The sequence below is a fragment of the Pandoraea pneumonica genome (assembly GCF_902459645.1).
In the GTDB taxonomy this organism is placed as follows: Bacteria; Pseudomonadota; Gammaproteobacteria; order Burkholderiales; family Burkholderiaceae; genus Pandoraea; species Pandoraea pneumonica.
Map to the genome: position 1 here is coordinate 371281 of NZ_CABPSK010000004.1, position 24603 is coordinate 395883.

Consider the following 24603-nt stretch of genomic DNA (forward strand, 5'->3'; position numbering starts at 1 on the left):
CGCATTCCCGCGACCTGCGGTCGATACGGCCGCTGACACGCAAGACAATGCACGGCGGAATCCGAAAATACCTTTCCGAGGAGACTTACGCGCCGCCAGCGCAGCGCGTAATCTTTCGTAGATCTTTGGTAGATAACGAACTTCGCAAGCCTATGACGCCGCACACCCCGCCCTCGCTCGCCACTCCCGCCACCGTCTCGCTGGTGAGCGTCTTCCCTGCCGCTGCCAATGGCGGCAACCCTGCCCCCATCGTGCTCGACGCCGATGCGATGAGCCCTGATGAGATGCGCGGTGTCGCGGCGCATTACGGTCACGAAAGTGCGTTCGTCATGGCGCCGGAGAATGCGGGCAACGCCTGGCGTTTCCGCTTCTTCGTGCCGAATCATGAAATGGAGATGTGCGGACACGCGACGCTGGGATCGCTATGGGTGTTGCGCCGTGAGGGGCGCTGGGACGGCAAGCCCGTGAAGATCGAGACGTTAAGCGGTCTGGTCGACGGCCAGTTAGCCGCCGACGGCGAACATATCGAAGTGAGCCAACCGGCGGGACGCACGGAACCGATTCTCGACGCGAGCGCGATCGCCGCCATCTGCGCGACGTTGCGAATTTCGCCCGACGACATTGCCCTCGAAGGCATCTGCAATGCGGCCACGAGCCGGGTCAAGACGTTGGTCCCGCTGCGCAGCGTGGCACAACTGCAAGCGCTTCAACCCGATTTTTCGACCATGCTCGCCACTTGCGACGCCATTGGCTCCACCGGGCTTTACCCCTGCGCGCGGGAATCGGCGGGCGACGGCAAGACACTGCCCGTACTGCAAGCGCGCCAGTTCCCGCGCTCGTCGGGATATCCGGAAGATGCGGCGACTGGCATTGCGGCCGCCGCACTGCTTTACGGCGCGCGCCGTTACGGTTGGCTGGCACCGGGTGAGCGTGGCGTCGTGGTGCGTCAGGGGGTAGCGATGGGACACCCGTCTGCCATCACCGTGACGTTACGCGACCCGCTCGACGCCGGTGCCGGGTGCTGGATCAGTGGCGACGTGCACGCAATGTGACGACCACCACCGCGCCCAGCACCGCCGCGATGCCGCCGCAAAGAAACACGGCGCGGTAGCCGAACGGGTTGGCCACGGCCCCTGCGAGCGGCCCGGTCAGCAAAATGGCGATGTCTTGAAACGCGGCATACGTGCCCAGACTTGTGCCGCGGCTCGCCGCCGGTGCGCGCTTGACGACTTCGATACCCAGCGAAGGGAAGATCAGCGACGCACCGGCGCCAGCGAGTGCGGTGCCCAACAACGCCAGCCCTGCGCCCGGCGCTTGCCAGACCAGCAACAGTCCCAGCGCTTCCACGAACATCGAAATCTGCGCGACACGCAGATTGCCGAACCGCTCCGGCCAGCGCCCGCCGATGAGGCGCATCAACACGAACGCCGCCCCAAACGCCGACAACGCCAGTGCTGCCCCCGACCAGCGTGCCGAATCGAAGAACAGCACCACAAATGCGCCGACCACGGCGAAGCCGACGCCTTGCAAAGCGAGGGCGAGACCGGGCAGAAAGACGATGCGCAGCACTTGTGAATACGGCAATGCGCCGCCTTCGTGGTGCGCAGGCGCGACTGCCGGAATGCGCGCGATGACGCACCATCCGACGAGCGGCAACAAGCAGATAGCAACGGCGACAGCGGCGAGTGACGTGACGTTGTAAAGCGTCAGCCCCAGCGGCGCGCCCACGGCGAGCGCGCCGAAAATGGCGGCCCCCGTCCATGACATCACGCGCCCCGACTGCGGCGCACCGAGACTACCGATGGCGTAGGTAAGCGTGCCGGTGATAACAAGGCTTTCGCCAACGCCAAGCAACAGGCGCGCGACGGTGAGTACACCGAGACGCGGCGCAGCGGGCAGCGCCAGCAACCCGGTGGCGAGCAGCGCGACGCCCGAGAGCGCGACAAAGCACAGCCCTCGCTGAAGCGCGACCCGTGCGCCGCGCTGATCGGCGGTACGTCCCGCGAACTTACGCGTGAGCACCGTCGCGAGCGATTGAATGCCGACGGCGAAGCCGACGACGACGTTGTGATATCCGAGCGTGTCGTGCACGAATAGCGGCACGACCGAGAGCGACATGCCGATGGTCAGGCATGCGAGAAACACATTGAGCGAGAAGCGCACGAGCAACGCCGTGGCGTTAGCGGGTGCGAGCGCCGCCTGAGCGGGCGATGCGGCAGAAGACGACATACGAAAAGACTCCACGTAAGACCGGCGCGCATGACAAATCAAACGCTAGCCGGCGGTCGAACGACCGCGACACAGAGAGTCACCGGGGGAATCAGGAGAAGGAGATACGCAGCGCGGAAGAGAGCCGGTGCAATGGAAAACACTGTCCGGCGATCGCCATACGAACGCACATCCCTCGCTTGATAAGCCGGACTGACCGACCGCTGTCGCGGAGAATGCGTTGGTTGACGTGAACGCTTACGTGGCACCGGCACATCATCATGTGAGTCACATGAATCGACACCGTCTGCCATCAATCAATTGCGGATTCTAGCGGGACGTTTCCCGTAACGCAAGGTGAGGTGACGCATGGTCACAACAGCGCGCGCCGCTGTCTTGCCGCTGTCTTGCCGCTGTCTTGCCGCTGTCTTGCCGCTGTCTTACCGCTGTCTCACCGTGGTCGCATGGCGATCAATCGATCGGATCGGTGCCTCGCGCCAGCCGCGTGCTGGCCTTCACCGTTTGTTGCAGCGCGCGGCGCAAGGCGCTGTAGCGGCGCAGCGCTTCTTCCATCACGGCAATGCGTACCGTGCCTGCTGCTCCGTCGGCGAGCAGCTTCGCTTTGAGCCCGCCATAAGACGCTTCCATCGCCGACGCATGCGTCGTGAGCGACTGGCCGCCATCGGCTGGCAACGCGTCGCCTTCCACGTGATCGAGCAACGCCGTCGCTTCGCGCACGAACGCGTTGTAGACATCGGTCAGTCCGGTGGCTGTGTTCGTTTGATCGCGCAACGCGGCGGCAGCCACGGCTTGCTCGGCGGCACTTTCGTAATAGCGCAATGTGCGCAACGTATCGGCCAGTGCCTGCGCCGCCCCTGCCTCCATCGCCACGCGGCTCATGCGTTCCGCGAACGTCTGACAAGCGCCGCCCAGCCGTGTCACCGAGGCGTGCTCTTGCGAGAGTGCGCCCGCACTCGTGCCAAGCAGTGCGCCGCGCACCATGTGGCGACACATATCGCCGAGTCGATCCACTTCGTGTTTCAGGGCTTCTACCGCCAGTTGCGGCACTTGCAGCACGTTATCGTCGAGAAACTGGGGCGCGCCCTCGTCTTCTTCGCGGGTACGAAAGCGCCGCTCAAGCCAGTGCAACAACGGCGTAGCGAGCGGAATCATCAGCAGCACGCCGAGCACATTGAAAGTGGTGTGGAAGATGGCGAGTTTGATCGCGGGGTCATCGGCGTAACCGAGCCATCGCATCGCGGCGGTAATCGCGCCGATCATCCATGGAAGCAGCAGCAATGCCACCAATGCCGCGACGACGTTGAACGCCACGTGCGCCATAGCGGCCCGCCGTGCGTTGGGCGTCGCGCCAATGCCCGCGATGACGGCGGTGACCGTCGTGCCGACATTCGCACCGATCACGACGGCAGCCGCCCCCTGCGCGCTCAACATGCCGTTCTGCGCGGCGGTCAGTGTGATCGCCATGGCCGCGGCAGACGATTGAACGATGCACGTCAGCACGAAGCCGACGCCCACTTGCAGCAATACGTCGAGCGGCCCTTCGCCGTCCGGCATGCGAATCGCGCCGGCCATATCGATGAAGGCCGATTGCAGCAGCGAGATACCGAAGAAGAGTAAGCCGAAACCCGCGAGCGCCCCGCCGATCGCACCCCGCCGCGAACCGGAGCCCGTGAGGCGTAACGCGACGCCGACGGCAATCATGGGCAAGGCAAAGGCGTCGATATTGAACTTCAGCCCGATGACGGCGACGATCCAGCCCATCATCGTCGAGCCGAGGTTCGAGCCGAACATCAGCCAGAGCGCGCCGCCGAGCTTGAGCAGACCGGCGTTGACGAAGCCGATGGTGGCGATGGTCACCACCGACGACGACTGCGTGATGGCGGTGACCAGCACGCCTGAGGCAAACGCTTGCCAGCGCGTGCGTGTGGCACCGGCGAGGATGCGTTCGAGGGCGGGTCCGGCGGCAAGTTTCAGCCCGTCGGACATCATCGACATGCCAATCAGAAAGATGCCGACGCCGCCGGCCAGAATGCTTACCGCCTTGACGATTTCGCCCATGGAACGCGTTTCCTTTGTGCGACGGGGGGAAGACAGCTAAGCGATGCTCGAACAACCGTCAAACCAAACTCATACGTCTGCGCGCAAAACGCCCCAGCATAACCGGTAAAGCTCGTCTTCGAATTCCGGAGTGCCAAGCAACGGCGAGTCTTCGAGCGCTGCCGAGCGCAGCGTTCCCATGACGGCGCGGGTGAGCACAAACACCGTCGCGGCCGTGGGCGGGCGCATGCCGGGTGCATCGCGCCGCGCCATGGCAATGGCGATGTGCTCCGACGCTTCGCGCAGGGCTTGCATGATGTTTTCGTGATGATCGAGTTGCCATGCCATCTTGATGAGCGAGCGTTTCACGCGTCCGCCTGAGCCGAAGGCTTCGATCAGCACACGCAGCCGTTCGCGAATCACACGCTCGGGGTCGGCCCCTTCCTCTGCCGCGCGCGCGAGCCGTTCGTTGAGCTCATCCATCACGCGACGGCGCTCGCGGGCAATCATCGCGAGCAGGATGGCTTCCTTTGTCGGGAAGTACTGATAGAGGGTGCCGATCGAGAATCCGGCCTTTTTGGCGATGCGATTGGTGGTCAGCGCGCCCTCGCCTTCCTCATCGAGAACCTGAGCAGTCGCCTCGAAAATGGTCTCCACCGTGTGTTGCGCGCGGGCCTGCATCGGCCGCTTTCGCATAGTGGACGGGGCACCCAGCGGTGCGGGCGATTTGGGTGTGGACATGTCGAAAAACCTGAGCGGGAAGCGAGTTGCGGCAAAGCACGCGAGAAATGAATAATGCTCACATTCGCTACGGAATTCAAGTAACGACTCGCTGGTGTCACAAGAAACCGGCGGCAGCGATTCCGGCAACCCCATTCGAGAGGCCAACGCCATGACTACCGACACTTCCGCCCTTACCGTTCGCAAGCTGACGGTTGATCTGGCGAGCGGCTTCGACCGCTACTGGCACAGCGGCGACGCCTACCGGACGATGTATTACAACGCGCTGTCGATGAGTTTCCCTGTCGGCGAGCAATCGTTTATCGACTCGGTTCGCGACACGATGGATCGTCTGCCCGAGGATGCGCGCTACGACAAGTTGCGCGCTGACATTGCGCAGTTCATTGGGCAGGAGGCAACGCATCGTCATTTGCATGGGCAGTACAACGCGCAGTTGACCAAGCAGGGATTGGTGAATCATTGGGAGAACTGGGCAACGCGCCGGATTCAATTTGCGCGACGTCGCAAGCTTTCGCCGATGTACATGTTGGCGGTGACGGCGGCGTATGAGCATTGCACGGCGGTGTTTGGCGATGGCGCGTTGCGTTATGACCGTTGGCTGGCGAAGGCCGAGCCGAAGATGCGCCTGATGTGGCGTTGGCACGCGGCGGAAGAGACCGAGCACAAGGCGGTGGCATTCGATCTGTATCGCGCCTTGGGTGGCAGCGAGCGTATGCGCATTCTCACGTATGTGTATGTGTTGATCATGTTCGCGCTGGAGAGTCATGCGCAGACGATCAGCAATTTGTGGCGTGACGGCTCGTTGTTCAAGCCGAGTACGTGGTGGGGTTTCACGACGATGTTCTTCGGGCGCGATGGAGTGGTTTGGCGCTGTACCGGGCCGATGCTGAAGTACATGTCGACGGGGTTTCATCCGAATAATCACGGTGATCCGGCACTGGCTGAGGACTGGTTGGCTGCGCATAACGCTGAATGGCGGGCGGTGCGGTGATTGACGCGTCATTGCGCTAGTGGCTTGCGGTGATCTTTTTGGTGCGCCAAGGGTGTGGTGACGCGCACGTTAGTGGTCGGCCGCCGGGCCGCCCCCCGTTTTCGTCGCTCCCCGTTAATCGCTTTGGAAAACGGGGGGCGACCCGACAGCTCGTCACACGCCAGCGCATCGTCGCACCCGATCGCCCTACCCGCCTCGCAATGCTCACCCACTCCCCCATCCCGATAACACCGCCTCGTCTAACGCAGAGGGTCTCGGCGACCATCCCCACGTGCTTTGCATCTGCTGGGGATGGCCGCCGAGACCCTCGATATGCCCGTGGAACTTCTTTGCTCCCGGGGTCGGGTCAGGTAAGCGCTTCGAGAGGCCGGATCGCGTTGATTCCCGTCGGTTTTTACTATGACGGCCTTGGTGAACCGGGCGTAGAGAAGCGTCATCGGAAGTGTCGAGGCTCTCGACGGTCGTCACCAGCAGATGCGAAGCACGTGGGGACGACTGGCGAGAGCCTTGGCGTTGGAAGAGGCGGTGTTATCGGTATGGGGGAGTGGGTGAGCGTGGCGACGAGTGGAGTGTGGGAGGGTGCGACGATGTGGAGGCGTGTGACGAGCCGTCGGCCCGGCCCCCGTTTTCCAAAGCGATTAACGGGGAGCGACGAAAACGGGGGCCGGGCCGGCGGCCGACCGCAGACGTTGGCAGATGCAACGCCAACGCACCGCAACGGCATGAAACGCCAATTTCCTAATACGCCGCCAAAGGTTTTTCACATGACTGCAATGGCAAATCCCAAGTTCAGGTGACTTTGATCGTTGCGTTCGATTTGCGTGACAAATTGAACGCGAGCCGTAAAGACAATTCCGTCTTTCGGGCTCTCTGGAAATCACTTGGAGATAAGCGATGAGTGAAGTCAATGGCGCTTTTGAGCCCCGCACCCAGAGTTTCTACAGCGGATTGAAGAGCAACGCGCCGGAGTACCCAAGTTATAGAGCGCGGCCGTTTATCGGAATGCGACCGTCGATCGTAATTCGGCCGCCGATCGTAATTCGGCCGTCGATCGGAAGGCCGTCGTGGGGCAGACCGCACCACACTGTTGTCACGCGGCCAGCGATGTCACCCCCTGCGGCGTATGCTCCCGTAGCGCCCGGCGGCTATTACAGCCAAGGCGGGGAATCGTACGACTCCGAGGCCAACCGTGAAATCGTCGCGGCGTTTTGCCAGCAAATTAGCCTGAACCTTGATCGGGTATTTATCAACGCTGCGCGCAGTCTCATGAGTCTCGCTTCAGACTCGGGGCCGCTGGCCAAAATCCGAGATAGCGTTGCCCAAGCGGTTCAGCAAACTGTATTCGGACATGGCGGTGATGTCGGCACATTCCCCGAGAATACGGCCGAGCCAGTCGGCGTGTTGCCGCACGAACCGACCGGTGTGTTGCCGCTGGAGCCAGCCGGTGTGTTCCCGCCGGAGCCAGTTGCCGAGCTGCCGCCGGAGCAAGTTGACGTGTCCCCCTCGGAACAAGTTGACGTGGCCCCGTCGGAGCCAGTCGGTGTGTTCCCATCGGAGCAAGTTGACGTGGCCCCGCCGGAGCAAGTCGGCGTGTTCCCCTCGGAGCAAGTTAGCGAGTTGCCGTTGGACCTTGGCGAGGAGCCAATGCCCTTTGACGATAGAGCGCAACAATTCGTTGAGTCGATGAACGCGTTCGCCCCAAGCCAAACTGGTTCAATTTCGACGGCAATGCACGCTCACCCGACGCAAGCCACAGCGTACTCACTGGCGACGCCGCGATAAAGCGTTTGCCCCAACGTTGCGCTAAAACTACGACGCAATACCCGTTTCCTGCTGTCTCAAGAATCAACACTGCGATTCAAGAGACTTAAGGCCGTCCACCGTGACGGCCATTTTTTTAGGAAAGTTTTTTCAGAAAACTTCGGTGTTAACCCGCGACGTATGCCGTTCACAACGTAATACCGAGTATCAAAGCCGGATGATATTTCGCCATTACCGTCTTGATAATAATGATCACGCCTTAAAGCAGTACCGATACCGCGCGAAGTGAAGTCAAAAAGAATTGACTCGGGCGTGCCCCTGAAAAACATCGGTGACCAAGCTGCCTAAGGTACACGCACAAATCAAAACGAGATGGAGACACATTCATGAGCAAGGCAGCGGGATGGCTGCGGGGCGCGTTCGCCCTCGCGGTTTGTGGTGCAGCGGCAGGGGCGGCACAAGCACAATCCAACGTATCGCTTTACGGTCAGGTCGACGCCTGGGTCGGCGCAGTGAAAACACCCGGCGGCGAACGGGCATGGACGCAAGGCGGCGGCGGTATGTCCACGTCGTACTGGGGCATGAAGGGTAACGAAGACCTGGGCAACGGCCTCAAGGCCATCTTCGTCCTGGAAGACTTCTTCCTCCCGCAAAGCGGTAACTACGGCCGCTTCACCGGCGACAGCTTCTTCTCGCGCAACGCCTACGTCGGCCTTCAGTCAAACACGCTCGGCACCGTCACGATGGGCCGGTTGACCACGTCGTACTTCGTGTCGACGATTCTGTTCAACCCGTTTATCGACTCCTATACCTTCAGCCCGATGGTGTATCACACGTTCCTCGGCCAAGCCGGTCAAGGCATCGTGGGCGATTCCGGGTGGAGCAACGGCGTGATGTACGCCACGCCTGACTATAAGGGCCTGGGCGCCAGCTTCTCGTACGCCTTCGGCAACAAAGCAGGCGAATCCGGCCAGAACAAGTGGAGCGCCGCCGCCATGTACTTCAATGGCCCGCTCGCTGCCACCGTCGCGTTCCAACAAGTGAAATTCGACGCGGTGCCCGACGATCAGGCTGGCATCACCGGCTTCCGTAATCAACAAGCCGTGCAAGCCGGTCTTACGTACGACTTCCAGATCGTCAAACTCTACGGTCAGTATCAGTACATCAAGAACAACATCACCGGCGGCAACCTGACCTCCAACGGCGGCCAGCTCGGCGTGTCCGTGCCGCTGGGCGGTGGCAACATCATGGCGTCGTGGGCTTACACCAAGAATTCAGGCGCCAACAACGTGAGCCGCAACACCTGGGCCATCGGCTACGACTACAACCTCTCCAAGCGCACCGATTTGTATGCCGCTTACCTCAACGACAAGGTTTCCGGCCTCGAAGTCGGCAATACTTTCGGGGTGGGCATGCGTACCAAGTTCTGACAAACTCGGCAGCACGGCGCGCGCGCAGTACAATGCGCGCGCCCCCGCTGCACACGGACGACGGCATAACAAAGTGAAAAGGAGCGCACGTTGCTGACCAAATTCTTCAAACTCGAGGAGCATGGCTCCAATGTCAGGACAGAAATGGTGGCAGGTCTCACGACCTTCCTCACCATGTCCTACATCATCTTCGTCAACCCGAACATTCTCGGCACCACCGGCATGGACAAAAGCGCCGTGTTCGTGGCGACGTGTCTGGCGGCGGCGATTGGCTCGGTGATCATGGCCTTCGTGGCTAACTACCCGATCGGTATGGCCCCGGGGATGGGCCTGAACGCGTTCTTCGCGTTTACCGTCGTGGGGGCAATGGGCTACACCTGGCAGCAAGCGCTAGGCGCAGTCTTCATCTCAGGGTGTCTGTTCATTATCCTGACCGTCACCGGCGTTCGATCCTGGCTCATTGCCGGGGTACCCAAATCGCTACGCTGTGCAATTGCCGCTGGTATCGGCCTGTTTCTCGCGATCATCGCGCTCGGTAACGCTGGCGTCGTCGTGGCCAACCCGGCCACCAAGATCGGTCTGGGCGACCTGCACTCGCCGCAAGCCCTGCTCGCCATCTTCGGCTTCTTCCTGATTGCTGTTCTCGATGCGCTGCGCGTGCGCGGTGCCATCCTCATCGGCATTCTCGTGGTGACGGTACTCTCGATGGTGCTCGGCCTGAACCAGTTTCAGGGCGTGTTCGCCATGCCGCCGAGCCTGGCGCCGACGTTCCTCCAACTCGACATTCCGGGTGCCCTGCACGCTGGTTTCGTACACGTGATTCTGGCCTTCGTGCTGGTTGAAGTGTTCGACGCCACCGGCACGCTGATGGGCGTGGCCAAGCGCGCCGGTCTGCTCGAAGGCACGCATTACAAAGGCCTGGGCCGCGCGCTGTTCGCCGATTCGATCGCCATCTTCTTCGGCTCGCTGCTGGGCACGAGCAGCACCACGGCTTACGTGGAAAGCGCCTCGGGCGTGCAAGCCGGTGGCCGTACGGGTCTGACGGCACTGACCATCGCCGGGCTGTTCATTCTGGCGCTGTTCATCGCCCCGCTGGCCGGCTCGGTCCCGGCATATGCAGCGGCTCCGGCCCTGCTCTACGTCGCCGGTCTGATGCTGCGCGAACTGCTCGACGTGGAATGGGACGACATCACGGAAGCCACCCCGGCTGCCCTGACCGCCCTCGCCATGCCGTTCACGTACTCGATCGCCACGGGTCTGGCCTTCGGCTTCATCTCCTACGCCGTGCTCAAGCTGTTCACGGGCCGCGCCAAGGAAGTGCACCCGGCCGCATGGGTCATCGCCGTGCTGTTCGTGCTGAAGTACGCGTTCTTCCCGGGATAACAACCGGCGAGACGGGCAGGCATCGCTGCAACGCCCGCCTCGGAACAACAAAACGCCCCGCCGGGATCGCATCCGGCGGGGCGTTTTTTATCTGCGCAGGCACGGACGATCGACCGTCGATCAGCCCTTCGCCGCCGAAATCAATTCGGCCAAACTCGCCCGGTGCTCGCCTTCGGCATCGAAGTTCTCCGGCGACAACCAGTGCGCAAAACCGCGGCTGATCGCAGGCCACTCGGCATCCGTGATCGAAAACCACGCCGTGTCACGGCTGCGGCCACGATAGACGATCGCCTGACGGAAAATGCCCTCGAACGTGAAACCGTATCGCGTGGCCGCCCGGCGCGAAGGCGCATTCAACGCGTCGCACTTCCACTCGTAGCGGCGATACCCCAGCTCGTCGAACGCACGCTTGAGCAACAAGTACTGCGCCTCTGTGCCCGCCCGCGTGCGCTTGAGCAGCGGCGAATAGGCCACGTGGCCCACTTCGATCACGCCGTTGGCCGTGTCGATACGCATGAGCGCGAGCGTGCCCACCGCCTTGCCCGTCTCCAAATCGATCACCGCGTGATGCAACGGGTCGGTGGACGATGCCTGCTTGGTCGCATACGCGTAGTAGGTGTCGAAATCCGGAAACGGCCCCGCCGACATGTAAGTCCAGTCGCGCCCGTCGACCGCGCTCGCATAGGCGTCGTACAGATCCTTGGCATGGCGCTCCACATCGATGGGCTCGACGCGGCAGTAACGGCCAGTGATCGCCGTGCGGGGCGGCTGTGCGCGCGGCGTCCAGTCCGGCACCTGCGGCCCGATGGGTTGATCGTATTCGTTGAACAGCGGTGCTTCAGTCATGAAAGTCCTCTCCGAAAAACGTAATGAGTGCCGTGGACGCAACGGCCATGACACCAAAGTAACGCATCGGTGGTACGATAAAAAGCACCAATCAACGGCAATCTAATGGTGCCACGATCATTCCCCTCGGAACCGTGGCACTTTTTCGTGGCACTTCTTTGTGGCGAATTCTGGCCACGCACATTCGACGCTACTGCCCCGCACGCCATGTCCGCATCCGCCAAGCACGCCAGCGAGTCCGCCCCTCTCACGGGTGATGCTCGCCACGACACCCGCCCCGAGAACGTCGCCGCGCTGTTCGACAGCCCACTGAACACCGGCTCGGGACGCGGCCTCTCGCTTCAAAAGCAACTGCTCGCCCGGCTCAAACACGCCATTCTCGAAGGACGCTTGCCTGCGGGGGCGCGCCTGCCCGCTTCGCGCACGCTCGCCGAAGATCTCGCCGTGTCGCGCAATACGGTGTCGATCGTCTACGACCAATTGGCCGCCGAAGGCTTTATCGTGCCGCACCGGCTCGGCACACGCGTCGCCCAACTCTCGCTCGACCCGCGCGTTGCCGAAGAAGCGGCCAAACGCGCTCCGATGCGTCACGCTGCGGCGCAGACTGCCAGCGCGCAGGCTCCCGGCGCGGCCCCATCCATTGCGATTCCGACGCAAGCAGACACCGTCAGCGATGGCGTCGCAGGCCCCTCGCCTGCCGCCTCGCGGCGCGTGCAACGGTTGCCTTCGACCAGCCATGCCGCGCGCGCGAACGAATCGCCCCTGCCCTTCGTGCCCGGCGTGCCCGCCCTCACCCGATTTCCAGCGAGCACATGGCGACGCACGCTCGAGCGCGTGATGCGCGAAGCCCAGCCCCGCCACTATCACTATGGCGATCCGCTCGGCGAACCTGCACTGCGCGAAGCCATCGCGGAACACTTACGCATCTCGCGTGGTGTGCGCTGCGACGCGTCGCAAGTGGTCATCACCGAAGGCGCGCATGAGGCGTTGATCTTGTGCGTTCGCTTGCTCACCGATCCGGGCGACACGGTGTGGATGGAAGACCCTGGCTATCGCGGTGCGAAAGCCGCCTTTCACGCGAGCGACGTGCGCGTACAAGCCATGCGCGTGGACGATGAAGGGATCGTGATTCCGCCGGAGATGTGGGCGCATGCGACACCGCGTCTGGTCTACGTCACGCCGTCGCATCAATATCCCCTCGGCAGCGTGCTCTCGGCCTCGCGTCGGCTCGACCTCATTGCGCAGGCCCGCCAATACGGCACGTGGATTCTGGAAGACGATTACGACAGCGAATTTCGCCATCAAGGAGAGCCCATTGCGGCAATGCAAGGGATGGTGCCCGACGCCCCGGTGGTCTACGTGGGGACGTTCAGCAAGACGATGTTTCCGGCGCTGCGGCTTGGCTTTTTGATTCTGCCGACACAACTCGCCGCGCAAACGCGCGACGCGCTCGACGAACTGCTTCGCGGCGGCCATCGATTCGAACAACTGGCGCTGGCCGATTTCATTCGCAGCGGGCAGTTCGCGCGACACCTCGGTCGCATGCGACGCCTGTATCGCGAGCGGCAAACCGCGCTGCGCGAAGCCCTCGCCGAACATTTCGATCCGGCCTATGCCGTCATCGGCGAGCGCTGCGGGCTGCATCTCACGGTACGGCTGGACCCCGCCTTTCACGATAAGACGATCGTCGCAACCGCTTTGCGTGAAGGTATCGGACCGCGCGCGCTTTCAAGCTTTGCCCTCGACCCGCTGCCCGCCGACAACGGCCTCGTCATCGGCTACGGCGATACGGATGCGGCGCGCATTCCGTCGCTTATCAAGCGGCTGGCGGCCATTGTGGCGGCACAAGGGAAAGTGGGGCGGTGAGGCGACAGCGGCAATGCGCCGCTGTGCGAAAAAACTAGGCGGTCTGCGGTGTTTTCTTGGTGGTGTCGGCAGCCTCGCTGGCCTCACGAACCCGGGCGGCACGCGACATCCAAACGGTGAGCAGCACAGCCGCAACGGCGGCAATAGCAGCGCACAGATAGACTTCGGCATAGCCGTAAGCCCCGACGATCAGCCCCGCCACCGGCCCCGTCACGCCAAGCGCCACGTCCAGAAACACCGAGTAGGCACCAAGCGCCGCGCCGCGATTTTGTGCGGGCACCAAGTTGACCGCCGCCACGCCCAACGACGGGAACACCAGCGAAAAGCCAGCCCCCGAGAGCGCAGCACCCAGCAACGCCGTGAAACCGGTCGGTGCCACGCCGAGCACGATCAGGCCGAAGGCTTCCAGCGCGAACGACGCCATCGCCACGCGATACCCGCCGAAGCGCCCGATGCTGCTGCCCAACATCAGACGAACACCCATGAAGCACACGCCGAACGCTGTGAGGGCAAGCGCTGCGTTGTCCCAGTGATGGCTTGCGTAGTACAGCGTGATGAACGTGGAAATTGCACCGAACCCGATGGAGCCGAGCGCCAGCCCCAAGCCGAACGGCATCACGCGGCCCAGCACTGCACGGAAGGCCAGACGTTCGCCATGAATCACCGGCGTAGCGCGCTTGATGCGAGCCAACAGCAACCCGATGACACCGGCCAACGCAATCGCGCCACCCAAGGCTTCAATACCGTAAGCGTTATCGAGTGCAACGCCCAGCGGCGCACCCAATGCCAGCGCACCATACGTCGCCACACCGTTCCAAGAGATCACCCGCGCGGTGTTCGACGGGCCCACTTGCCCGATGCCCCACATGATCGCGCCGGTCGACACCCAGCTTTCACCGAAGCCGAGCACCAGCCGCCCAAGAATCAGCGCGACGAGCGACAACCACGGCAGCCCGGAGAACACGCCGCCAAGCGCCACGAGCAACCCCGATGCACCGCAGGCCACCAAGCCGCACAACACGGTGCGCTTCGGCCCCCATGCGTCTGCGGTACGCCCCGCGTACGGGCGCGAAAGCAGCGTCGCCAGATACTGCACGCTGATCGCCAACCCGGCGATGACCGAGCTGTAAGCCAAATCCACATGCACGAACGACGGCAGCACCGCGAGCGGCAGGCCAATGGTCAGATAGCAGAGGAACGTGAAGAACACGGTCGAGACGATTTGCAGCGTCGTCGCAAACTGCGTAGGGGTGCGGGCGTCGTTTGACATTGCGTAGGGAAAGAGGAATCGACGAAACCCCAGAACGAAGCCAGCCGCGCGATGGGCAAGCATTCGCGCGGCTGAGTTCAATCCTAGGGTTTTCCCGGATGATACGCTGTTTTGCGTCTTTTGTGTAAACGCTTAAAAGGTGACGAGATGTGATGTCTCTATTTTGCCTACCGTGCCCGGCAGATCGGGCACGGCGTCGGCAATAGACAAGTGATATGACAACCTTATCGCCCGACTTCGGCTAAAGATTTGAGACTGACCGAGAGCATGGCCAAATCGGCATTTCCCGATGCCACTTGATCCGCGAGCACACGGTGGTAGCGAGCGAGTGAATCGGCGTGGGCCTGCTGCCATTCGGCGACGCGGCTATCCGCCTGCCCCGCCGACGACTTCCCTTCGAGCACGCTCGCCGTCAACCGGCGGCGCAGTGTCGACAACTCTTCGAGCAACGTCGCCCGCGCCAAACGCTGCCAGTGCGACTGCACCGGCAACCCAAGCACGCCAGCATGCAGCCAGCCATACCCCAGCGGTTGATCGAGCGCGAAATACACTTGCGCCGCCAATTCCGGCTCGCACTGACTTGTACTGGCCACTTCCGCAATATCGAGCAGCGCCACGCGTGCACCGATGCCTGCCGCAGTCTGCGCAAGCGCGGGCGGCACGCCTGCATCGATGAATGCCTGACGCTTAGCGCGGGCCTCATCGGCCGCCTCGCCGCTCACCAGCGAATCAAGCACCGGCAGCAGCGGATCGAGCACCCCGCGCAAACGCTCCACGGTCTGCGGCACGTCGGTCAACCGGCGGCGCAAGAACCACAGCGTCGCCTGCTCGTGCCACTGCGCCAGTGCCGTGAACAGCGCCGCCTGTGTTTCGTGAGACACGCGCGCGTCGAGAGCGTCGATTTCCGCCCACAACGCATCCAGCCCGTAGACGCCGCGTGCGGCCAAACTCGCCCGCACCACATCCACCGGGTCGGCGCCCGTCTCTTCGCTCAGGTGATGCACGAACGTCACGCCCGCCCGGTTGACGAGCGCATTGGCATGCATCGTCGCCAGAATCTCCCGCTTGAGCGGATGCCGCGTCATCGCCGCACCGCACCGGCTGGCCAGCGGCGAGGGGAAATACGTCGGCAGGTCTTCCGACACGAACTCGGCATCAGGCAACGTGCTGGCGAGCAGCATGTCGTAGAGCCACATCTTGCTATAGGCCATCAGCACGGCACGCTCAGGCGACGTGAGGCCCGTACCCGCAGTCCGGCGCGCATCGAGCGCCTCGTCGTCAGGCAGAAACTCGATCGCGCGGGCCAGCCGCTGCCCGCGTTCGAGATACCGCATGAAGCGTGCATCGCCATCGAGCGCCGCCGCTGCGCGCAAACGCCCGAGCGACAACGCCTGCGTCTGGAAATAGTTGTCGCGCAGGACCAGCGTGCCGACTTCCTCGGTCATCTCCGCGAGCAACGTATTGCGTTGCTTGAGCGTCATCTCGCCATCGGTGACCACGATCCCCAGCAAGATCTTGATGTTCACCTCGTGATCGGAACAATCGACGCCTGCCGAGTTGTCGATGGCATCGGTGTTGATCCGGCCGCCGTGCTGCGCGTATTCGATGCGCCCCAACTGCGTCAGGCCGAGATTCCCGCCTTCGGCCACGACCTTGCACCGCAGATCGAGACCATTGACGCGCAGGCCATCGTTGGCCCGGTCGCCAACTTGCGCATGCGTCTCGGTGCTGGCCTTCACGTAGGTGCCGATACCGCCGTTGTAAAGCAGATCCACCGGTGCCTTGAGCAGCGCGCGCAACAGATCGGTCGGCGCCATTTCGGTCGCCTCTGTCTCGATCAGCGCGCGCACCTCCGGCGACAGCGGAATCGCCTTGGCGCTGCGGGGGAAGATCCCACCGCCCGCAGAAATCAACCCAGTGTTGTAGTCCGCCCAACTGGAGCGCGGCAACTGGAACAGCCGCTCACGCTCGGCGAATGACGTCGCCGCATCTGGCGACGGGTCGAGAAAGATATGGCGATGATCGAACGCCGCCACGAGATTGATGTGCTTCGAGAGGAGCATGCCGTTGCCGAACACGTCGCCCGACATATCGCCAATGCCGACCACCGTGAAGTCCTGCGACTGCGTGTCGACACCCATCTCGCTGAAATGCCGTTTGACCGATTCCCACGCGCCGCGCGCGGTGATCGCCATCTTTTTGTGGTCGTAACCGACCGACCCGCCCGATGCAAACGCATCGCCCAGCCAGAAGCCGTACTCGGCGGAAATGGCGTTCGCGTAATCGGAGAAGGTGGCCGTGCCTTTATCGGCGGCCACCACGAGATACGGATCGTCGGCGTCGTATCGCACGGTGTCCGGCGGTGCGACTAAATTCCCGTCGACATAGTTATCCGTCAGATCGAGCAGGCCGCGCAGGAAGGTCTGATAGCACGCCACGCCTTCGGCCAGAAACGCGTCGCGATCGCCCGGCGACGGCGGTTGCTTGACGACAAACCCGCCCTTGGAGCCGACCGGCACGATGACCGTGTTCTTCACCATCTGGGCTTTGACGAGCCCCAGCACTTCCGTGCGGAAGTCCTCGCGCCGGTCGGACCAGCGCAAGCCGCCGCGCGCGACGCGTCCACCGCGCAAGTGCACGCCCTCGACACGCGGCGAATACACCCAGATTTCGAACATCGGCTTCGGCTCGGGCAAGCCGGGCACCTTCGACGGATCGAACTTGAACGACAGATAAGGCTTCTGGCCCGTGCCGTCGCGCCCTCGTTGGAAATAGTTGGTGCGCAACGTGGCTTCCAGCACGCCGAGGAACTGCCGCAGAATGCGGTCCTCGTCGAGATTGGGCACGTCTTCAAGCGCCTCGTGAATCTTGGCGCGCAGTTGCTCCGATTGGGCGGTGCGCGCCTCGGCAGCGTGCGCCGGGTCGAAACGCGCGAGGAACAACCGTACGAGCATGCCCGCAATCGCGGGGTTGCCGGTCAGTGCATTCTCGATATAGGCATTGCTAAACGTCGAGCCCACTTGCCGGATGTACTTCGCATATGCGCGCAGGATACGCACCTCGCGCCACGTCAGCCCGGCTTGCAGTACCAAGCGGTTCAGATCGTCGTTCTCGACATCGCCCGCCCAGATACGCGCGAACGCGTCTTCGAAGCGGGCGCGTGCATGTTCCAGATCGACGTCGGCGCCGTCGAGACTCGTCATGCCGAAATCGTGCATCCAGACCGTGCCAGCGTCGGCCGTCTCAATACGATACGGGCGCTCGTCGTTCACGCGTACGCCCAAGTGTTCGAGCATCGGCAAGCTGCGCGAGAGCGCGATCGGCTCGCTCGCCTGATAAATCTTGAAGCGCAAGGCCCCAGGTGCGGCTTCGAGCGGACGATAGAGCTGCATCGACAACGGTGAGCAGCCAGTCTCAGACGGCCGAGCGCCGAGCAGCGGTTCGATCAGTTCGACGTCCCGCACGGCCACCCGCGCGGCATAGTCTTCGCGATACCCGGCGGGAAACGCCTGCGCGTAACGGCGCAGCGCACGCATGCCGCGCTCTTCCCCCAAGTGCTCGCGCAGCGCCTCCGACAGATCGTCTTGCCAGCGGCGCGAGGTCTCGACGATGCGCGCTTCGAGTTCGTTCACGTCGACATCGGGCACGTGGCCCGGCTCGGTGCGCACGGTGATATGAATGCGCGCGAGCATCGATTCGGAGAGCTGCGGCGTGAATTCCACGCCCGTGCCGTGATACGCCGCGAGCAGCAGGTTCTGCACGCGCACGCGAAGGTCCGTGTTGAATTTCTCGCGCGGCACGAACACCATGCACGACACGAAGCGATCGAAGCGGTCGCGCCGCACGAACAGACGCGTGCGCTGGCGCTCTTGCAAACGCAAAATGCCGAGCGCGATGTCTGCCAGCGCGTCGGTGTCGATCTGGAAGAGTTCGTCGCGCGGGTATTGTTCGAGAATGGTGACGAGCGTCTTGGCCAAATGGCCGTTGGGCAGAAAGCCCGTGCGCCCGATCACGTCGGCCACTTTGCGGCGCACGAGCGGAATATCTTCGACCGGCACCATATAGACCGTCGACGTATACAGCCCCAGAAAGCGCCGCTCGCCACAGACGCGGCCCTGCGCATCGAAGCGCTTCACGCCCACGTAGTCGAGGTAACCCGGCCGGTGCACGGTGGCGCGTGAGTTGGCCTTAGTGAGGAAAATCGGGGTACTCGCTTCCACGATGCCGATGGCGCCGGGCGACAAGCGGGTGACGTCGGGCGACGCGGCGTCGCGGCGCGCTTCGCGCAACACGCCCAGACCGGTGCCCGCAACGCCTTGCAAGTAATGCGCGCCGTCGCGCTCCACGAGTTCGTAATCGCGATAGCCCAGAAACGTGAAGTGCCGCGCGAGCATCCAGTCGAGGAACGCCTGCGCCTCGTCCACTTCGGCCCGCTCCTGCTCGCTCACGCCCTTCTGCGCCGCCCGTTCCGTCAGGGCTTCAATGGCCGCGTGCGCTGCGGCTTGCATCGGGCGCCAGTCTTCTACCGCGGCACGCACGTCGCCAAGCACGCGTTGCAGCCCGTCGGCGAGCGCCTGAATGCGCTCGGGTTCGGAGAACCGGTCGACTTCGACGTGGATATACGATTCGAAACGCCCACCTTCGGCACTCCCGCCAGCGCCCTCGCCTGCTGGCGCAGCCGCACTGGCCGCGCCGGTCGCGCCGAGCAACGCCCCGACATCGGCGGCAGGGCTCGCCCCATCGCCCATGGCGGGGGCGCCGTTGCGCCGGATGCCGCCGCCAGGGGCCACGGCAATGCGCTTGCCCGCGTTGTCGCGGGTGACGCGATAAACCGGGTGAAACGCCGAATGGAGCGCTAGCCCCTGCCGGTTGATTTCCATCGTGACCGAGTCGACGAGAAACGGCATGTCGTCGTTGACGATTTCGACCACCGTGTGACTACAATGCCAGCCATGCTGATCGAGCGTGGGGTTGTAGATGCGGATGCGCGGCTGGCCGGTCACGAACTTTTGGCCGAGCTGCCAATGTGCCATCGCCGCGCCATAAAGGTCGGCGACACTGCGCGAGACGACTTCCTCGGCATCGGCCAGACCGTAGTAATGCAATACGAAGGGTTCGAACTGGGCTGCAACGTCGGGCGCGCGCTCGCGCGCCATGGTCACGACTTCCGCCATGTGCTGGCGGACCTTCTCTTCCGGATGCGCAGGCATGAAAAACCTCGGCAGGAATGGGACGAGTCATCGACAGGCAAGGCCATGCTACGCCGGGTGGTCCCGGGCGGCAATGGTGCTTCGGGCAACCGCTAGGACAGGCACTGGGCAGATATAGTGCCGCTAAATGAGCCGCTATATAAGCCGGTATAATCGCGCATGACTTCAAAAGCCCCCGATTCTCGCGCCGAAGGCGCCCCCTTCTCGAGCCTGCCGCTCTCGCCTGCCATGCAGGAGAACCTCGCACGGCTCGGTTACGCCGCGATGACGCCCATCCAGAGCGCATCGCTGCCCGACATGCTCGCCGGGCACGATCTCATCGCCCAAGCCAAGACCGGTAGCGGCAAGACCGCCGCCTTCTCGCTCGGCCTGCTCCAACGCGTCGACGTGCGCGACTTCGCCGTACAAGCCGCCGTGCTTTGCCCCACCCGCGAGCTCGCCGAGCAAGTCGCGCAGGAAGTGCGCCGTATCGCCCGTGCCGAAGACAACGTCAAGGTGCTCACACTGTGTGGCGGCGCACCGCTGCGCCCGCAGGCCGAAAGCCTCGCCCACGGCGCGCACGTGGTCGTCGGCACGCCGGGCCGCATCATGGATCACCTCGAGCGCGGCACGCTCTCGCTCGCCAATGTGAAGACACTGGTGCTCGACGAAGCCGATCGCATGCTCGATATGGGCTTCTTCGACGATATCGCCACCGTCGCCCGCCAAACGCCCGCTTCGCGCCAGACGCTGCTGTTCTCGGCCACGTACCCGGAAGGCATCGGCAAGCTGGCGCAGCGCCTGCTGCGTAACCCGCGCGAGATTCGCCTGGAAGAAAAGCACGACGCCAGCAAGATTCGCCAGCGCTTTTATGAAGTGCGCGAAGAAGAACGGCTGCATGCCGTGGGTCAGTTGCTGGACCACTTCCGCCCGGTCAGCACGATTGCGTTCTGCAATACGCGCGCACAGTGCCGCGATTTGACCGACGTGCTGATGGCAGAAGGCTTCCACGCGCTGATGCTGCATGGTGATCTGGAGCAGCGCGAGCGCGATCAGGTGCTGATTCAGTTTGCCAACCGTAGCTGCTCGGTGCTGGTTGCTACCGACGTGGCCGCGCGCGGGCTCGACATCGCACAGTTGGAAGCCGTGATCAACGTGGACGTGACGCCCGACCCCGAGGTATATGTGCACCGCGTCGGCCGCACCGGCCGCGCGGACGAAGACGGCTGGGCCTTCAGCCTGGTGAGCATGAACGAGATGGGCCGCGTGGGCGCCATCGAAGCGGCACAGGGCGGCGAAGTGCCTTGGCACAAGCTCGACGAGCTCACGCCGTCGGGCAGCGGCCATTTACTGCCGCCGATGGTGACGATTCAGATGTACGGCGGCAAGAAAGACAAGATTCGTCCGGGTGACGTGCTGGGCGCGCTCACCGGCGAGGCAGGCTTTGCCGCCAACCAGATCGGCAAGATCAACGTGCTCGAGAACTTCACGTATATTGCCGTGGAGCGCGACATCGCCCCCGTGGCGCTGCGCAAGCTCAACGACGGCCGTGTTAAGGGCCGTAAGGTCAAAGTGCGGTACATGCAGCAGGACTGAAGTGTCCAAAAGCTAACCCCCACGCCGCGCGCGGCAAGGAGGCTGCAATGAGGTCGTCGCAAACGTTACGTCCCCTGTTGTCCTCCTTCGCTGCGCGGTGTGCGGCGCTCACCTTCGCGGCGCTGCTCACCGCTTGCAGCACCAAGGGCGTACCGCCCAATCCCCCACTCACCGAAGACACTCTCGACGAATACGCCATCGTGATCGTCGGTCTCGACACGCCCTTGCAAAGCACATGGGGGCCGTGGAGCTATTCGGACTTTTCGCAGACGGTCAACGGCATCGTCGCCGGTAAGGTCACGCGTACGCTCAACACCAACCCGCCGACGCGCGGCTTTGTCGCCATGCGCGTGTCGCCGCCCATGCGCAACGAGCGTTTCGGGCCGATGGAGTTTGTGCCTGCCGACAACAGCTACCGCTTCCGCTATTGCAAGGGCCGCAAGGTGCCGACCATACAAGTGCGCCGGGGCGATGTGATTTACGCGGGCACGCTCGTGCTCGACAGTCACGACGGGAAGATTTGGTTGCGTACCGACTTCGATATGGCCGGAGCGCGCAGATTTGTCGCCGCGAACTATCCGTCGCTGGCGAGCAAGCTGCAAGGGCAGCCCTTCACCTATTTCGAAGTCAAAAGCGAACCGGGTTGCCGGTAAGTCGCTAAGTCGCTGGTGGCTCCAATAAGCCGCTGGCGCAGTCCAGCCTGCTCAGCCTTCGTCGGCTTCTTCGCCCGGCGCGAGGACGATTTCGCGGCCTTCGCATAGCGCCTCTGCGCGCGCACTGAGCTCCTGTGCGACGTCCGCCAGATGACGGCGCAACGTATCGGCCAGCACCGACTCCGGCTCGTGTGCCGGGCGCAGCATCTCGACCGGAAACTCAATCGCAGGCGACACCCGGTACAGACATTGCGTCTGCACGTGCGCACTGGCCGCGGTGAATTGATCGAGCAGCGCGTAGCCCAGCCCATGTTCGACGAGCGCCGCCGCCAGCGAATAGGTCTGCACCATCACTTCGGCATCCTGCAAAAGCGCCGTTTGCTCCAGCCGCTCGTTAATGAGCGCGCCTAGCGGTGTGTCGTCGTGAAGCTTGATCAGATCGCGCCCGATCAACGCCTCGGCACTGGCTTGCCCGCGCCGCGAAAGCTTCGGCCATGCAGCGGGCACGGCCAGCACGATGTGCCCCTGTGCAATCGGGCGGCTCACGATACCGGCGGCCATCGGCGGTGCCGACACGATGCCCACGTCGACCGACGACGTGAGAATGGCCGTGATCATCTCGGTCGTGTGGTGCGTGATGAGCTCGAAAACAACGTCGGGATGGGCGCGCCGCATGCGCTCGATGGCGGCGGGCAACAGACTTTGCGCGAGGCTGGGCGTGGCGGCAATGCGCAGATGGCCGACGCCGTGCTGACGCAAATTGCGCGACGTGGTGCGAAGACGCTCCAAGTCGCTGAAGATTCGTTCTACGTCGGGATAGAGGCGGCGCGCTTCGGCAGTGGGCACGAGGCGCCCCTTCACGCGATCGAACAGCTTGAAACCGAGTTGCTGCTCGGCATGTTGCAGCACGCGTGAGACCACCGGTTGCGAGACGTTGAGGAGTTGTGCCGCGCCGCTCGCCGAGCCTGTCAGAACCACTGCGCGAAACGTCTCGATATGCCGCAATTTCATGCCTGCTGCCGCTCCGGTGGTGGGCCGCGCATCGCGCCGACCCTATAGCTAAAAGACATATGCTGCCTCAAAACCGCATAGGTTGGCGATTTTTATCGCTCTACACTGCGTAACAAAGGCCAAGGAAAAAGCGCCTGCGGCGGCTCCCCCGTCCTGCTGCCGCGAATATTTTCCGCCTTGCAATTCCCTGCGTTTTTGGTTGTTATTCATCGTCATGCATATTGGAGTCATCGGGGCGGGCATCGTCGGCCTCGCCAGCGCGTATCAGTTGCTGCGCGCCGGCCACGAGGTCACGGTCATCGACAGCGGGCGCGGCCCGGGTCTGGGCACAAGCTTCGCCAACGGCGGCCAACTGAGTTACGGCTACGTGTCGCCGCTCGCGGCACCCGGGGTACTGTCGCAATTGCCGTCGCTGCTGTTTTCGCGCACCGGCCCGTTGCGAATCAAACCTTCGTTCGATCCGGATTTCTGGCGCTGGTCGATCGAGTTCGTCAAACACTGCAATGCGCAGGCCAATGCCAGCTCGACCTTGCGTCTGCTCTCGCTCGGGTTGCATAGCCGCGAAGTGATGCTGGAGTTTCTCGCGCAAGAGTCGGTGTCCTTCGACTATCGGCTGAGCGGCAAACTCGTGGTGTATCGCGACGCCGCCAAACTCGCCGCCGCAGAACGCTCGCTCGAACTGGCCAACGGCCTCGGTTACGCACAGCGCCGTGTCGACGCCGCGACGTGTGCAGCGCTGGAGCCGGCACTGGGCAAGATCGCTGGCGATCTGGCGGGCGGAATTCACACGCCGGGCGAAGGCACGGGCGATTGTCAGTTGTTGTGCAAGGAATTGACGCGGCTCATCGGTGCGCATGCACGCGGCACGTTGCGCTTCGATCATGAAGTTACCGGCTTCGACGTGCGCGGCGACGCAGTGCGCGCAGTGCGCACCCGCGCGGGTGATATCGAGGTCGACGCCGTCGTCGTCGCCAACGGTCTGGCCGCCATGCCGTTACTGCGCTCAGTGGGCGAGTCGATTTCGCTGTATCCGCTCAAGGGTTACAGCCTGACGTATCGCGATGCACCGGAAGCCGCTCGTCCGCAGGTGTCGGTCACGGATGCGGACAACAAGGTGGTGTATGCAAGCCTCGGCGATCACCTGCGTGTTGCGGGCATCGCGGATCTGGTCGGTTACGACTATCGCATTGCCGAGCATCGCATCGATGCGCTGCGCTCGCTCTCGGGCGACCTGTTCCCGGCCCTGCGCGGTGCGCATGCGCCGCTGGAGTGGACGGGGATGCGTCCCGCCACGCCGCACGGGCGACCGATTCTGGGACGTGCGGGCCGGCTGGGCAATATGTGGCTGAACGTGGGCCACGGCGGATTAGGTTTTACGTTGTCGATGGGCGCCGCGCGCGTCATCGCCAATGCGATCGACGGCGAGCCGCCTGCCGTCGATTTGGCAGGGTTTGCCCGGCTGGCCGCGTAAGGTTCGGTGCCCGAACATGACGGGCCGGCCCGGCCAGTGCAAGCACTGGCTTCACGCGACCCCGCCGTAGGCAGGGTTTGAAAGCTGTAGATCGCTCCCACGGGGACCGTTGGGGAAGTTGGGAAAGCG

General features: G+C 63.4%; 16 protein-coding genes. 9 read left to right on the forward strand and 7 right to left on the reverse strand.

The annotated features are described in order from the left end of the window. The first annotated feature begins 152 nt into the window (after window positions 1–152). Complete coding sequence (locus tag PPN31114_RS20825; RefSeq protein WP_150681421.1) at window positions 153–1052, forward strand: PhzF family phenazine biosynthesis protein; 900 nt, start codon at window positions 153–155, stop codon at window positions 1050–1052. Here the strand turns inward: PPN31114_RS20825 and PPN31114_RS20830 are convergent. The 3 genes from PPN31114_RS20830 to PPN31114_RS20840 all read right to left on the reverse strand — a co-directional run bounded on the left by PPN31114_RS20830 (window position 1027) and on the right by PPN31114_RS20840 (window position 5007). Continuing rightward, the gene (locus tag PPN31114_RS20830; protein ID WP_150681422.1) at window positions 1027–2229 is read right to left on the reverse strand and encodes an arabinose transporter; all 1203 of its coding nucleotides are present in this window, start codon (window positions 2227–2229) and stop codon (window positions 1027–1029) included. The genes PPN31114_RS20825 and PPN31114_RS20830 overlap by 26 nt on opposite strands. A gap of 450 nt (window positions 2230–2679) precedes the next feature. Beyond that, a complete protein-coding gene (locus PPN31114_RS20835; protein WP_150681423.1) occupies window positions 2680–4287 on the reverse strand; it encodes a Na/Pi cotransporter family protein in 1608 nt (535 codons plus the stop codon). 69 nt (window positions 4288–4356) lie between these two features. Then, window positions 4357–5007 carry a TetR/AcrR family transcriptional regulator gene (locus PPN31114_RS20840; RefSeq protein ID WP_246182671.1) on the reverse strand — a complete coding sequence of 217 codons (651 nt, stop codon included), beginning with the start codon at window positions 5005–5007 and terminating at the stop codon, window positions 4357–4359. 151 nt (window positions 5008–5158) lie between these two features. Here PPN31114_RS20840 and PPN31114_RS20845 point away from each other — a divergent pair, with 151 nt between their 5' ends. From PPN31114_RS20845 to PPN31114_RS20860, 4 genes are all read left to right on the forward strand, one after another. Further along, window positions 5159–5998: a metal-dependent hydrolase gene (locus tag PPN31114_RS20845; RefSeq protein ID WP_150681424.1), complete on the forward strand. Its 840-nt coding sequence runs from the start codon at window positions 5159–5161 to the stop codon at window positions 5996–5998. A gap of 894 nt (window positions 5999–6892) precedes the next feature. Continuing rightward, complete coding sequence (locus PPN31114_RS20850; RefSeq protein WP_150681425.1) at window positions 6893–7780, forward strand: hypothetical protein; 888 nt, start codon at window positions 6893–6895, stop codon at window positions 7778–7780. A gap of 365 nt (window positions 7781–8145) precedes the next feature. Further along, window positions 8146–9189 (forward strand): porin, encoded by a 1044-nt coding sequence (locus PPN31114_RS20855; protein WP_150681426.1) that lies wholly within the window; start codon window positions 8146–8148, stop codon window positions 9187–9189. A 90-nt stretch (window positions 9190–9279) separates the two neighbouring features. Next, window positions 9280–10572 carry an NCS2 family permease gene (locus PPN31114_RS20860; protein WP_150681427.1) on the forward strand — a complete coding sequence of 431 codons (1293 nt, stop codon included), beginning with the start codon at window positions 9280–9282 and terminating at the stop codon, window positions 10570–10572. Between the two features lie 120 nt (window positions 10573–10692). Here PPN31114_RS20860 and PPN31114_RS20865 read toward each other — a convergent pair whose 3' ends face one another. Continuing rightward, a complete protein-coding gene (locus PPN31114_RS20865; protein ID WP_150681428.1) occupies window positions 10693–11418 on the reverse strand; it encodes a GNAT family N-acetyltransferase in 726 nt (241 codons plus the stop codon). A 207-nt stretch (window positions 11419–11625) separates the two neighbouring features. Here PPN31114_RS20865 and pdxR point away from each other — a divergent pair, with 207 nt between their 5' ends. Next, complete coding sequence (gene pdxR, locus PPN31114_RS20870; protein ID WP_150681429.1) at window positions 11626–13284, forward strand: MocR-like pyridoxine biosynthesis transcription factor PdxR; 1659 nt, start codon at window positions 11626–11628, stop codon at window positions 13282–13284. Between the two features lie 34 nt (window positions 13285–13318). Here the strand turns inward: pdxR and PPN31114_RS20875 are convergent, their stop codons facing one another. Together PPN31114_RS20875 and PPN31114_RS20880 are read right to left on the reverse strand one after the other, a co-directional pair. Then, window positions 13319–14554 carry an MFS transporter gene (locus PPN31114_RS20875; RefSeq protein WP_150681430.1) on the reverse strand — a complete coding sequence of 412 codons (1236 nt, stop codon included), beginning with the start codon at window positions 14552–14554 and terminating at the stop codon, window positions 13319–13321. 224 nt (window positions 14555–14778) lie between these two features. Then, window positions 14779–19764: an NAD-glutamate dehydrogenase gene (locus tag PPN31114_RS20880; protein WP_150681431.1), complete on the reverse strand. Its 4986-nt coding sequence runs from the start codon at window positions 19762–19764 to the stop codon at window positions 14779–14781. Between the two features lie 159 nt (window positions 19765–19923). Between PPN31114_RS20880 and dbpA the strand changes: the two genes are divergently transcribed. Next, entirely contained in the window at window positions 19924–21339 is a 1416-nt protein-coding gene (gene dbpA, locus PPN31114_RS20885) for an ATP-dependent RNA helicase DbpA (RefSeq protein ID WP_150681432.1), read from the forward strand. 47 nt (window positions 21340–21386) lie between these two features. After that, window positions 21387–21992 (forward strand): hypothetical protein, encoded by a 606-nt coding sequence (locus PPN31114_RS20890; protein ID WP_150681433.1) that lies wholly within the window; start codon window positions 21387–21389, stop codon window positions 21990–21992. 51 nt (window positions 21993–22043) lie between these two features. Here the strand turns inward: PPN31114_RS20890 and PPN31114_RS20895 are convergent, their stop codons facing one another. Next, window positions 22044–23003 (reverse strand): LysR family transcriptional regulator, encoded by a 960-nt coding sequence (locus PPN31114_RS20895; RefSeq protein ID WP_150681434.1) that lies wholly within the window; start codon window positions 23001–23003, stop codon window positions 22044–22046. Window positions 23004–23217: 214 nt separating this feature from the next. Here PPN31114_RS20895 and PPN31114_RS20900 point away from each other — a divergent pair, with 214 nt between their 5' ends. Next, complete coding sequence (locus tag PPN31114_RS20900; RefSeq protein WP_150681435.1) at window positions 23218–24474, forward strand: D-amino acid dehydrogenase; 1257 nt, start codon at window positions 23218–23220, stop codon at window positions 24472–24474. The last annotated feature ends 129 nt before the right edge of the window (window positions 24475–24603 follow it).